We start from the raw sequence: 12,401 nt of genomic DNA, 5'->3' as shown, positions 1-12,401 counted from the left end.
TAGATTCCTACGCGTTACTCACCCGTCCGCCGCTCTACTCAGTCCGAAGACCTTTCGCGCTCGACTTGCATGTGTTAGGCCTGCCGCCAGCGTTCAATCTGAGCCATGATCAAACTCTTCAGTTTAATCTTTTACATCAGCACAAAGTGCATGATGGAAAGGTTACGCGATTGCCTCGCTTTACCTTTCAAAATCTCGGCTCAGATACTTAGAATCGTATTCAAATTCATGAATTTACGAGTCACTTGTATCTGATATGATTGTCGTCACATCACCACACAAGTGCCCACACAAATTACTTAATCTCGATTTGTTAAATAACTCGAAGCCGCCAGGGCTTTCGAAGTCGCTCAAGGTGTGTCCCCCTAAGCGAGGATGCGCATTATAAACACCTTACTCTGCGCTGCAAGCACTTTTTTAATTTTCTTTAAAAAAGTTTCGAGGGCTTTATCAGCGAGGAGACGACTCCTCTTTTTAGCACTATCAAGCAACCGCTCAACACCACCAAAACCTCTTTGCTTACACCCGATATCTGTTGCCAGACTCGAGGGTGGCGAACTATATAGACGCCTCTTGAATGACGCAATACCCCTCGAGAAAAAAACTTAAAAACAACTACTTATTGGCCAAATTACAGCCAAACCGGACAAAAAACCGACTACGCCGTAGGCGCCACAGCAATAACGCGCTGCCGGCGAGACCATACAAGACGGCCTCCGCCAGATCGGACCGCACCAGCCAGAACAAATGAACCAGTGCCAAAACCAATGTGCCATATACCAGCCGATGCAAAATCAGCCAGCGGCGACCCAAATGGCGCACGGAAAAGCGGTTAGAGGTAGCCGCTAGCGGCAGCAGAGTGAGCCAGGCAAAAAAGCCGACCAACATATAGGGGCGCTCCTGCAGCTCCTCCCTGAATATCGACCACTCCCATCCCAATAGATAGGTGCCCACACATAACGCATGAAGGGTGGCATAAAAGAAACAGAACAAACCCAGCATGCGGCGGTAGCGGATCAATGACGGTCGCCGTAACCAAACCCGCAGCGGTGAAATCATCAACGTCAGCAGCAGAAAGTTGAGCGACCATCCGCCCGTGAAAAGTATCAGCCGTTTTGCGGGGTCTGGCCCTAAGTCGCCCGTAATCAGCTGCAGCGCCAAACTGGCTAACGGAAGAAGGCAGGCCAGAAACAGCAAACCCTTTCGCCACGCCATCATAAGCCCTTGCGCCACACCATTAATAATGGCGCCGTAGATTCATGCCTTTATAGAGATGCGCGACCTGATCGGCATAGCCGTTGAACATCTGCGTTTTGATGCGATTGGGACTGAATAGACCACTGGGCAGACGGCGCTCGTACTTCTGGCTCCAGCGCGGATGGTCAACTTCCGGATTCACATTAGCGAAGAACCCGTATTCTCGAGGAGCAAGATCCTGCCAGGTTGTACGGGGCTGTTGCTCCGACAGCCGGATTTTGACGATGGACTTAATGCTTTTGAAACCGTATTTCCAGGGCACCACCAAACGAAAGGGGGCACCGTTTTGCTTGGGGAGTTCCCGCCCGTAAAGACCTGTCGCCATAAGAGTCAGCGGATTCATAGCTTCGTCCAACCGCAGGCCCTCTACATAGGGCCAGTCAATCGTGCTGAACCGGGAGCGCTGACCGCGCATTTCTGCCGGCCGATAGAGGGTCGTAAATTCAACGTATTTGGCTTTTGACGTGGGCTCAAGCCTGGACAGCAATCGGTGCAGGGGCACGCCAATCCAGGGAATCACCATTGACCAGGCCTCAACACAGCGCAGACGATAAACCCGCTCTTCAAGATCCAGCCCTTTGAGCAAGTCATCCAGCGAATAGGTTCCCGGCCGCGCAACCTCACCCTCTACCTGCACCGACCAGGGATCAACGGTCAGCTCCTGCGCGTAACGAGCCGGGTCACTTTTGTCCGTACCGAACTCGTAGAAATTGTTATAGCGCGCGACGTCCTCAAAGGGAGTTTTGTCTTCGTTGGTATAGAAGCCTTGAGCCGCCATCGACGATGAAGCCTCTCGCGCGGAGAGTGGCGCCAACTCAGAGCTCGCAAGAAGCGCCGATGGCACCAAGCTGGATGCCGCAAAGAGGCCGGCGCCCCGCATCAGTTCGCGGCGTTTAAGGTAAACGCTCTCTGGGGTAATTTCAGAGGCAGGGATATCCGCCGCTTGTTTGATCAACATGTCAGTCTCCGTGGCTTAAGAGCTCTGACCAGCAAAACGGCGGAAAGCTCCCTTACTAACTAGCTTGCGTTCTACGATAGACAGCCATCACTGGACCAGACAGAGCATAGGCCAATGCAATACCAAGTAGAATCCGAGGCGGGTCCACCGAAACCAACCCAAAACCAATAACAATAAGGATCATCACAACAAAGGGCACGCGGCCCCGCAAATCGATACCTTTAAAGCTGTTATAGCGGATATTGACGATCATGAGCAGGCCTATCACGGCGGTAAGCACCGCACTGAAAAAGGACAACACCGAAGAGACCTCGCCGCCAAATAAACCCTCATCGGCACACACCCAGATGGTGCCCGCGATCACCGCCGCAGCGGCCGGGCTGGCCAGCCCGGTAAAATAGTTTTTGTCAGTAGTGGCGATCTGAGTATTGAAGCGCGCCAGGCGCAACGCCGCGCATGCGATATAGATGAAGGTAGCCGCCCAACCGAGCTTGCCAAAACTGCCCAGCGACCAGCTGAACATAATCAGCGCCGGCGCTACGCCGAAGGACACCATGTCGGCCAGCGAGTCATACTGCTCACCAAATTTACTCTGTGTATTGGTCAGGCGAGCAACCCTGCCATCCATACCATCGAGTACACCAGCCACAAAAATGGCAATGGCTGCCGTTTCAAACTGGCCGCGCATGCCGGAAACAATGGCGTAAAATCCCGCAAACAGGGCTGCCGTGGTAAACAGGTTGGGTAGCAGATAAATACCGCGGCGACGCACCTTCTGCCCATTAATCGAGACCTCTTCTTCGTGATCGTCAATCAGCAACAGCGACTCACGGCGGTCATCGTTATTATGCTCAATCTCATTTTCAACTTCAGACACAGCGAACTCCACGCGTGTTGACACAGGGGCGCAGCATACCAATACCTGCAGCCACTAAACACCTCATTGTAGCAACATCACGCAACTGACGCTGCGACCTGCCAAAAGGCGTGAATCAGGGGGTTATCCAGCCGCTGTTTCAGCGTGCACACCCCCACTGCCAAGGGCTTCATTTCGTCGGCTAGCGGCAAAACCCTCACTTTGTCGGCTATTGGGCTGTTGGCAAGCACTAACTCGGGAACCACCCCCACCCCCAGACCCAGCGCCACCATGCTGGCTATCGCCTCGTGACCACTGACCTGCGCATAGATGTTGGGACGAATGCCGTGCAACTTGAACCAGCGCTCCAACTCCACCCGAGCCACCCCACGTTCCGACATGATTACCGGCAATTCACCCCACGGTAGCTGTGGCTGATCCGCCAATGCCGACACGGCACAGGGCACTGTGGGCGCAATCAGACGCAATGGTGAGTGCGTTAACACTTGGAAGGCCAGTCGCTGATGCAGCTGCTCCGGCCGCGCCGTAATGGCTATATCCTCCTCTCCCGCTGCCACGCGCTCGAGCGAATCGGCCTGATCCCCGGTGTGCAGTTTCAATTCAATGCGGGGGTAGCGACTCCTGAATATCTCTAGCAAAGGCCCCAGCACCGCGTATGCCGCCGTGACCGAGCAATACACGCTCAGTTCACCGCTGAGGTCGCGCCCGGATTGATGGAGACGCTGCAACAGCCCCTGCCAGTTGGCGAGAGCTTGCTCAGCGTAGCGCTGCACCTCGCGACCGGCCGAGGTAAGCACCACCCGCCGGTTATCTCGCTCAAACAGAGACACGCCAAGCTCTTGTTCGACACGCTGAATGGTTCGACTGACCGCCGAGGCACTCAGATGCATGGCCTCCCCGGTTTTAGCGAAATGCAGGGACTTGGCAAGATGAGTGAAAATTTCAAGTTCTTTGATGTTCATTCCGCCCCTCGATGCAGCATTGCGTATATAGCAACACAATATTCACTATATATCATTTTACGCAATATAAACGACCTGCTATGGTGGCCGCCCAGTTTTTAACCACATTCACCAGAACGAGGGCCTCCTCCATGGGTCAGAACTACTTCAATACCCTGCCCCTGCGCGTACAACTGCAGGAACTCGGCAAGTGCCGCTTTATGGATCGCAGCGAATTCGCCAACGGCTGTGACATTCTGAAAGGCAAGAAAATCGTTATTGTGGGCTGCGGCTCACAGGGTCTGAACCAGGGTCTTAACCTGCGCGACTCAGGCCTAGACGTGTCTTACGCCCTGCGCGCCGAAGCCATTGAACAAAAGCGCCAGAGCTGGAAGAACGCCACTGAAAACGGTTTTACCGTTGGCACATACGAAGAACTGATCCCCAGTGCCGATGTGGTAATGAACCTAACCCCTGACAAGCAGCACACGGCCGTCGTTTCTGCCGTTATGCCACTGATGAAAGAAGGCGCCTGCCTGGATTACGCTCACGGTTTCAACCTGGTTGAAGAAGGCATGCAGATCCGTAAGGACATCACCGTAGTGATGATGTGCCCGAAATGCCCCGGCACCGAAGTGCGCGAAGAGTACAAGCGTGGCTTTGGCGTACCCACCCTGATCGCGGTCCACCGCGAAAACGACCCCAACGGCAACGGCCTGGAAATCGCCAAAGCACTGGCCTCTGGCACTGGTGGCGACCGCGCCGGTGTACTGGAATCCTCACCGATTGCAGAAGTGAAGTCTGACCTCATGGGCGAGCAGACCATTCTCTGCGGTATGCTGCAGACCGGCTCTATTCTGTGCTTCGACAAAATGGTCGAAGAAGGCATCGACCCCGGCTATGCCTCCAAGCTGATCCAGTACGGCTGGGAAACCATCACCGAAGGCCTCAAGCACGGCGGCATCACCAACATGATGGATCGCCTGTCCAACCCCGCCAAGGTCAAAGCCTTTGAACTGGCTGAAGAGCTCAAAGACATCATGCGTCCGCTCTATGAAAAGCACCAGGACGACATCATGAGCGGCCACTTTTCCAAAACCATGATGGACGACTGGGCCAACGACGACAAGAACCTGCTGGGCTGGCGCGCCGCCACCGCCGAGACTGCCTTTGAAAAAGCAGAAACCGGCAGCATGGACATCAGCGAGCAGGAATACTATGACAATGGCATTCTGATGATTGCGATGGTTAAAGCTGGCGTTGAACTGGCCTACGAAACCATGGTTGCTGCGGGCATCAAAGACGAGTCTGCCTACTACGAATCACTGCACGAAACGCCCCTGATCGCCAACACCATCGCGCGCAAGAAGCTGTACGAAATGAACGTGGTTATCTCCGATACCGCCGAGTACGGCTGCTACCTGTTCGACCACGCCTGCAAGCCGCTGCTCAAAGACTTTATGAGCAAGGTAAAAACCGATGTCATCGGCAAAGGTCTGGACGTTTCTGACAACGGCGTGGACAACCAGCAGCTAATTGCCATCAACTCAGCGCTGCGTAACCACCCGGTAGAAGTTATCGGCCGCAAACTGCGCGGCTACATGACTGCCATGAAGAAGATTGTTTAACCACAAGCATCTTCGGCAAACCAGAGGGGCCCCACAAGGGCCCCTTTTTTTTGGTGCCAACACGCACTTTTAGTGAAGCGTGTGCTCATCATCCGGCATGCGATGAGGGGGCACCTGCACCGATTCCACCAGCTTGCCCAGAGTGACAGTTCTTCCCACATAGCGTTCGTCGCCAGTTACCGTGAACTCAAACTGGTAACCCCGCCAGAATCGCCAGCGGCCACGCCTGTCGCGCTTTAACCACAGCGCCCTCAAGGCAATGCTGTCATCCAGTAATTGCAGGCTTTCGCGCTGACAATACAGGCGTGTTGCACGCAGGGCGATCTCACGAATACCGTGGGCCTGCCAGAAATAGCTGCCGGCCAACCCGACAATAAGCAGTAGCGCAATATCCGACAGTTCAATCATGGACGGGTTCTTTGCATAGCATCACCCAGAAACTTTACGCGGTTATTGAGCCTGGCCTCAAAGCGGACCAAGTGCCCGTTGAGCCCCGCATGACGCCCACGAAAAGCCCGCACCTTACGTTCTAGAGATTCACTCGCATAAACCAACAGGGAAAGACCCAGCGCAATAAAGGCAACGCCCAACGGTACAGGGGAAAACAGAAATACCACACCCAGAGCCAGTGCCAGCCAAGCCAAGGCTAATTGCGCGTACAACATCAGGTGCTTTTTCACGGTGCGAGCCTGTGCGATCCATTCCCTTACTGAAGAATAACGGTTTTTTCGCCGTTGAGTACCACACGCTCTTCACAATGCAGACGAACCGCGTGAGAAAGCGCCGTTGCCTCGATATCGTGACCAAGGTGCACCAGCTGTTCAATGGTAAAGGTATGATTCACCGGCTTCACTTCCTGCACGATAATGGGCCCTTCGTCGAGTACCGCAGTTACATAATGAGCCGTGGCGCCAACCACTTTCACCCCACGCTGATGCGCCTGATGATAAGGCCTGGCACCTTTAAAGCTCGGCAAAAACGAGTGGTGAATATTAATGGCGCGGCCTTCCAACCTGGCGCACAGATCATCAGAAAGAATCTGCATATAACGCGCCAGCACCAGCAGCTCCGCACGCTCGCTTTCCATCAACGCGAGAATTTTTGCCTCTTGTGCCGGCTTGGTTTCTTTGGCCACTGGCAGGTGATGGAAAGGAATGCCGTACCACTCTACCAAGCCCCGGCAATCTTCGTGGTTGGAGAACACACCTACGATATCTGCAGGCAGTGCGCCGGAGCGCCACTTGGTAAGCAACACATTCAGACAGTGGTCATCTTTAGACACGGCCAGCAGAATGCGCGGCTTGTCAGCTAGGGGCCGCAGGCGATAAGCCATGCCGAGCGTCTGGGCAAGGCTCTTCACCTCTTCCACAAAGTCATGGATATTGCAGGCCATGCTGCGATCATCAAATACCATGCGCGAAAAAAAGCTACGAGTGTAAGGATCCGAGTACTGCGAAACCTCGGTAATAAACGCACCGCGTTGGTACATCAAATTTGACACCCGCGCCAGAATGCCCAGCTGATCGGGGCACTTGAAGGTGAGCACATAAGGCGTGTAATCAGACATCCGCTGTTCCCTGGTGGTTTTTACTCAGCGCATCAATCATCAACGCCAACACTGCATCCATGGCATGGTGATCGGCCTCTATCCGGATGTCGGCAGCGGCCTCGTAAAGAGGCCAGCGTTCTTGAAATAGCAATTCAAAACTCTGACCCGGTTTCTGCACAATGCCCCGGCTCTCCATATTGTGAATACGCTGTTGCAACACATCGAGCGGCACATCAATAAATACAACTACCGAGTGCACGGCCAGCCGGCTCATTGCTTCGCGGGAATACACCACGCTGCCGCCCGTAGAGATCACGGTATTGTCCAGCGTCAGCGCACCGACTACCTCAGCCTCAAGCTGGGCAAAGGCCTCGAGACCATGCGCCTTTTGATAAGCCTGAAGCGTACAACCCTGGCGCTGCTGGATCAGCACGTCGGTATCGACAAAATCCTTGGCCAACGCTTTGGCCAGCAGAATGCCCAGGGTGCTTTTGCCCGCCCCGGGCATGCCAATCAGAGTGATATTGCTGCGCCGGGTCATAGTGCCATGCCTCTGCACTCACCCTTTAATTCACTTTTTAATGTAAAAGTCTGCATATTCCTCACGCAGCGGAACCTTCAGCAGCTTACCGGTGGCCGTGTGCGGTAGGTCGTCGCGGAAGACGACGGCATCCGGCACCCAGAAGCTTGCCAGCTGGGGTTTGAGATAGTCGAGGATATCTGCCTCACTGGCACTGGCGCCATCTTTCAATACCACCAGCAACAGCGGCCGCTCCTGCCATTTTTCATGAGGAATACCAATCACGCAGGCCTCCGCGACCGCCGGGTGTCCCACCGCGACGTTCTCCAGATCGATGGAACTAATCCACTCACCGCCGGACTTGATCACATCCTTGCTGCGGTCCACAATCTGCATCGTATTGTGCGAATCAATCGTGGCAACATCACCGGTATCAAACCAGCCATTCTCCGTCGCAAGCTTGTCGCTTTTATAATAGCTGTTCACTATCCACGGGCCGCGCACCATCAAACGCCCGTAGGCCTTACCATCTCGAGGCAGCTCGTTGCCGTCGTCGTCGATGATTTTCATATCCACGCCATATACCGGCCGCCCCTGCTTGCGCTGCTGCTGGTAGCGTTCTTCCTTCGGCATAGCGAGCATGGCTTTGGTCGGCGCATTTACCGTACCAATCGGAGACATTTCGGTCATGCCCCAGGCATGCAACAAAAACGCATCGTGCTTCTCATCAAAGGCCTTGATCATCGACAGCGGCGCGGCGGAACCACCTACCACCACCGTCTGTACGCTGTGCATGGTTTCGCCAATGCTGTCCAGGTGATTGAGCAACCCCAGCCAAACCGTAGGCACTCCCGCCAGCAGCGTCGGCTCCTCGCTTTTGATCAATTCCCACAAGCTGGCGCCATCCATCGCGGCACCAGGAAACACCAGCTTGGCGCCGGTAATAGTTACCGCATAGGGAATACCCCAGGCATTAACGTGGAACATCGGCACCACCGGCAAAATCACCGAATCAGCCTTGATATCCAGTGCCTGTGCGTGAAGGCTACCCATGGCGTGCAGCACGGTCGAACGATGGGTATACATGACACCCTTCGGATTACCGGTAGTGCCCGACGTATAACAGAGAGAACAAGGGGTACTTTCGTCAAATTGCGGCCACTCAAAAGATTCGCTATGCGGAGCAATAAACTCCTCATAACAGATCAGCCCATCGATTTTACTGTCAGGCATGTATTCTTTATCGCACATCACTACGATGGCCTGCAGGTGGGGCAACTTGTCGCGCAGGGCTTCCACCAGCGGCAGCAGGTTCAAATCGATGAACAGCATGCGATCTTCAGCGTGATTGAAGATGTATTCCAGCTGCTCAGGAAACAATCGCGGATTAATTGTGTGGCAAATACTGCCAATACCAGCCGTGGCGTAGTACACCTCGTAGTGACGCCAGGTATTCCAAGCCAGCGTGGCAATGCGGTCACCGGGCTTAACTCCCCAATTGAGCAACGCGTTGGCAAGCTGCCGGGTGCGCTTTGCTGCGCCCAACTGAGTTATTCTGTGAATGCTGTTGTCTTCTACCTTACGGCTGACAATTTCCGCCTCCGGGTGATTGACCACCCCAAACTCCATCAGGCCGGAAATCAGCAAGGGGCTTTCCATCATCGGTGCAAGCATTGTTCGCTCCTCTGTTTTATTGTGCGGAACAGGTAATCAAATATCTGTCTGAGAGATTATGTGTTACGTCGCCGGGTGACAAGTCGATTCATGCTCGACTGCGCTGCCAACGGTAAAGCGTAACCAGCGTACTGGCACCAATGATCATGCCCGCGCCCAGCAACTTTCGCGCAGTGATCGCCTCGTCGAGAAATACGCTGCTGCTGATCATGGCGAGCGGAATATAGACATAGTAAATAATGCCGGTAAAAACCGGGGGCAATTCGGTACTCGCCTTCACCCACAGGCCGTGCGCCACCACCGTACAGAGCAGTCCAAGCGTCAACAGCTGCAAATAATCGGTGTTGCTGAGCGACCAGTCGGCCAAGGGCCACAATGGCAGAAAACACAGCAACGCAAAACTGAACTGTCCCCAGGTGCGCTGCAGATTGGACAGTGCCGCCGCGCGCTGGTGCAGCAGAGGCAGACAGGCATAGAGAAAACCACTAACCAGCCCCACGACAATACCTGCCGTAACCGAGTCAGACAGGCTCAGCGAAGGCACCATGACGGCACAGCCCCCCAGGCAGGCAAGCATGGCCAGCCATTCCGCGCCGCGCACCGGTTCGCGATTGAACCACCAGGCCAGCAACAGGTACTGCACCCCGTACGTGGCAATGGCGGTTGCCGCTATTACCGCCGTCGCCATTTTGATACTGGCAAAATAGGTGAGCCAGTGAACGGCAAAAACAGCGCCGATCACCGCCAGCTGCCGCCACTGGTGCGCACGTATCGCGCGTAATCGCGCCGGTGACACGGCAACCAGAATACTGACCACCCCCGCGGCAATCACCAGCCGTGCAATCCCGATAGTGACCTCGTTGGCCGCCGTGGATTTGACCAGCACCGGAACCGCCGACATGGCAACAATCGCGGTGAGTGCTACAAGGATTAGAGATAACGGTGGCAAAGGCTCTCCCACTGGACGCGAGCGAGTGGCTCGCGCAGAATGCGACGATTAACGAAAGCTCGGCATTATATGAATATCGACAGCAAACTGCCCCATGTGGGCACAACCATTTTTTCCGTCATGTCGGCGCTGGCCGCCGATTGCGGCGCCATTAACCTGTCGCAGGGTTTCCCGGATTTCACGGCCAGCGAGTTTCTGCTGGATCGCCTCAATACGCATGCCAGCGCCGGGCGCAATCAGTACGCGCCGATGAATGGCGTGCCAGAGCTGCGCGAGGCGATTGCCGCACTGATCCGCGAATGCTACCACCGCAAGGTCAGCAGCGAGACGGAAATCACCCTGACCTCGGGAGCAACCGAGGCTCTGTTTGTGGCGGTACAGACGGTGATTCGGCCCGGCGACAACGTCATTCTGCTGGACCCCGCCTACGACAGCTACGAACCCGCCATCGCGTTGGCTGGCGGCACCTGTACACGCCTGCCACTGCTGCCACCCGATTACCGCCCCGACTGGCAGCGTATTGAAGACAGCATTACACCCAACACCCGCCTGATCATGGTGAACAGCCCCCACAACCCCACAGCCACGGTGTTTACAGACGATGATTGGCGGCAACTGGAGCGTATTGCCGAACAACATGACCTGTTTGTGATCAGCGATGAAGTGTACGAGCACATTGTATTTGAAAACGCGCGCAACAGCGCACATTGCTATCCAGCGCTGGCAGAGCGCAGTTTTGTTATTTCCTCGTTCGGCAAAACCTTTCACGTAACCGGCTGGAAGCTGGGTTACTGCGTTGCGCCGCCGGCGCTCAGCCACGAGTTCAGAAAGGTGCACCAGTTTGTCACTTTCACCAGTTTCACTCCGGCCCAGTATGCAGTGGCAGATATGCTAAATGAATGTAGCGCTGAGGTGCATGAACTGGGTGCATTTTACCGCGCAAAGCGCGACTGTTTTGTGAGCGCCATGCAGGGCTCGCGCTTTAACCTCCTGCCGAGCCAGGGCACCTATTTTGTGCTGGCTGACTACAGCGCAATCAGCGATGAAAGCGATCTCGACTTCTGCCAGCGACTGACCCGAGAACACGGTGTAGCTGCCATTCCCCTGTCGGTCTTCTACGAAACCCCACCGCAAAGCCGCGTCATCCGCTTCTGTTTTGCCAAGCGCGAACAGACGCTGCGCGACGCCGCCGAAAAACTGAAAGCTCTATGAACGTTTATGCCCTGCAAAGCGCCCTTTACTGGCAACAGCCCGAGCGCAACCGCGAATATTTCGAAGCACTTATCGCCGATTGTGCCGCCAATCTCGACAGGCGCGCCGACCTGGTTGTACTGCCGGAAATGTTTACCACCGGTTTTGCCATGACACCGGAAACGATGGCCGAACCTGTGACTCCAGACAGCGGCCCGACCCTCGACTGGATGCGCAGGCTTAGTGCACAGCACAACTGCGCGATTACCGGCTCGGTGGCAGTAAAACAAGACGATCACTACTTCAACCGCCTGTATTGGGTCAGCCCCGAGGGTGAAACCCATTACGATAAGCGCCACCTGTTTCGCATGGCTGGAGAGCACGAGCACTACCGTGCCGGTCGCGAGCGCTGCGTAGTGCCATTTCGCGGGCTGCGCTTCTGTCTGCAGGTCTGTTACGACCTGCGCTTTCCAGTGTTCAGTCGCAATCGCAATGACTACGATGTGCTGGTCTATGTTGCCAATTGGCCCGAACCACGTCGCCACGCTTGGTCTTCGCTGTTAGTTGCGCGTGCTATAGAAAACCTCAGCTTCGCGATCGGGGTGAACCGCGTCGGTGAAGACGGCAACGACATTGCGTATAGTGGTGACAGCGCCATTATTGACTTTAAAGGCCAGCCACTGGCGCAGGCGCGAGAACACCACCCTGAGATTATTTTCGCAACGCTGGAGAAGTCAGAGTTGGAGGCTTTCCGTGAGAAGTTTCCGGCAATGCTCGATGCAGACGAATTTGACTTGCAGATCTAGGTTGCGGAGGTTGCCCGCAATGAACAAAAAAATTTCATGACAGCCGCCACA

At 55.1% G+C, this 12,401-nt stretch carries 13 protein-coding genes and 1 rRNA gene; 3 read left to right on the top strand and 11 right to left on the bottom strand.

What is annotated here, in order from left to right; genetic code table 11:
- From AC222A_RS12120 to ilvY, 5 genes are all read right to left on the bottom strand, one after another.
- Positions 1-125 (bottom strand): 16S ribosomal RNA (locus AC222A_RS12120); the annotation flags it as partial.
- Between the two features lie 490 nt (positions 126-615).
- Positions 616-1,218, bottom strand: a complete 603-nt coding sequence (locus AC222A_RS12115) for a protein-methionine-sulfoxide reductase heme-binding subunit MsrQ (RefSeq protein ID WP_372749921.1) — start codon at positions 1,216-1,218, stop codon at positions 616-618.
- Between the two features lie 19 nt (positions 1,219-1,237).
- Positions 1,238-2,215, bottom strand: a complete 978-nt coding sequence (gene msrP / locus AC222A_RS12110) for a protein-methionine-sulfoxide reductase catalytic subunit MsrP (RefSeq protein WP_372749922.1) — start codon at positions 2,213-2,215, stop codon at positions 1,238-1,240.
- A 55-nt stretch (positions 2,216-2,270) separates the two neighbouring features.
- Positions 2,271-3,092: a CDP-diacylglycerol--serine O-phosphatidyltransferase gene (pssA, locus tag AC222A_RS12105; protein WP_372749923.1), complete on the bottom strand. Its 822-nt coding sequence runs from the start codon at positions 3,090-3,092 to the stop codon at positions 2,271-2,273.
- 77 nt (positions 3,093-3,169) lie between these two features.
- Positions 3,170-4,054, bottom strand: coding sequence for an HTH-type transcriptional activator IlvY (ilvY, locus tag AC222A_RS12100; protein WP_486775035.1), 885 nt, complete (start codon positions 4,052-4,054; stop codon positions 3,170-3,172).
- Between the two features lie 131 nt (positions 4,055-4,185).
- On the opposite strand from ilvY, the gene ilvC reads away from it, so the two are divergent.
- Positions 4,186-5,661 carry a ketol-acid reductoisomerase gene (ilvC, locus tag AC222A_RS12095; protein WP_372749403.1) on the top strand — a complete coding sequence of 492 codons (1,476 nt, stop codon included), beginning with the start codon at positions 4,186-4,188 and terminating at the stop codon, positions 5,659-5,661.
- A gap of 69 nt (positions 5,662-5,730) precedes the next feature.
- Here ilvC and AC222A_RS12090 read toward each other — a convergent pair whose 3' ends face one another.
- The 6 genes from AC222A_RS12090 to AC222A_RS12065 all read right to left on the bottom strand — a co-directional run bounded on the left by AC222A_RS12090 (position 5,731) and on the right by AC222A_RS12065 (position 10,353).
- Entirely contained in the window at positions 5,731-6,069 is a 339-nt protein-coding gene (locus AC222A_RS12090) for a DUF3301 domain-containing protein (protein WP_372749404.1), read from the bottom strand.
- Positions 6,066-6,341, bottom strand: coding sequence for a hypothetical protein (locus AC222A_RS12085; RefSeq protein WP_372749405.1), 276 nt, complete (start codon positions 6,339-6,341; stop codon positions 6,066-6,068). The genes AC222A_RS12090 and AC222A_RS12085 overlap by 4 nt, the downstream gene beginning before the upstream one ends.
- A 26-nt stretch (positions 6,342-6,367) precedes the next feature.
- A complete protein-coding gene (gene purU / locus AC222A_RS12080) occupies positions 6,368-7,228 on the bottom strand; it encodes a formyltetrahydrofolate deformylase (RefSeq protein ID WP_372749406.1) in 861 nt (286 codons plus the stop codon).
- Positions 7,221-7,751 carry a shikimate kinase gene (locus AC222A_RS12075; RefSeq protein ID WP_372749407.1) on the bottom strand — a complete coding sequence of 177 codons (531 nt, stop codon included), beginning with the start codon at positions 7,749-7,751 and terminating at the stop codon, positions 7,221-7,223. The genes purU and AC222A_RS12075 overlap by 8 nt, the downstream gene beginning before the upstream one ends.
- Before the next feature lie 30 nt (positions 7,752-7,781).
- A complete protein-coding gene (locus tag AC222A_RS12070; RefSeq protein ID WP_372749408.1) occupies positions 7,782-9,404 on the bottom strand; it encodes a long-chain fatty acid--CoA ligase in 1,623 nt (540 codons plus the stop codon).
- An 88-nt stretch (positions 9,405-9,492) separates the two neighbouring features.
- Positions 9,493-10,353 carry a DMT family transporter gene (locus tag AC222A_RS12065; RefSeq protein ID WP_372748689.1) on the bottom strand — a complete coding sequence of 287 codons (861 nt, stop codon included), beginning with the start codon at positions 10,351-10,353 and terminating at the stop codon, positions 9,493-9,495.
- 69 nt (positions 10,354-10,422) lie between these two features.
- Here AC222A_RS12065 and AC222A_RS12060 point away from each other — a divergent pair, with 69 nt between their 5' ends.
- Together AC222A_RS12060 and AC222A_RS12055 are read left to right on the top strand one after the other, a co-directional pair.
- The gene (locus tag AC222A_RS12060) at positions 10,423-11,565 is read left to right on the top strand and encodes a methionine aminotransferase (RefSeq protein WP_486775034.1); all 1,143 of its coding nucleotides are present in this window, start codon (positions 10,423-10,425) and stop codon (positions 11,563-11,565) included.
- Complete coding sequence (locus AC222A_RS12055; protein WP_372748691.1) at positions 11,562-12,350, top strand: amidohydrolase; 789 nt, start codon at positions 11,562-11,564, stop codon at positions 12,348-12,350. Before AC222A_RS12060 ends, AC222A_RS12055 begins: the two co-directional genes overlap by 4 nt.
- The last annotated feature ends 51 nt before the right edge of the window (positions 12,351-12,401 follow it).

Source organism: Litorivivens sp. (assembly GCF_057445395.1).
The sequence above is the reverse complement of the archived record's forward strand: the minus strand, read 5'-3'. Positions and strand labels throughout refer to the sequence as shown.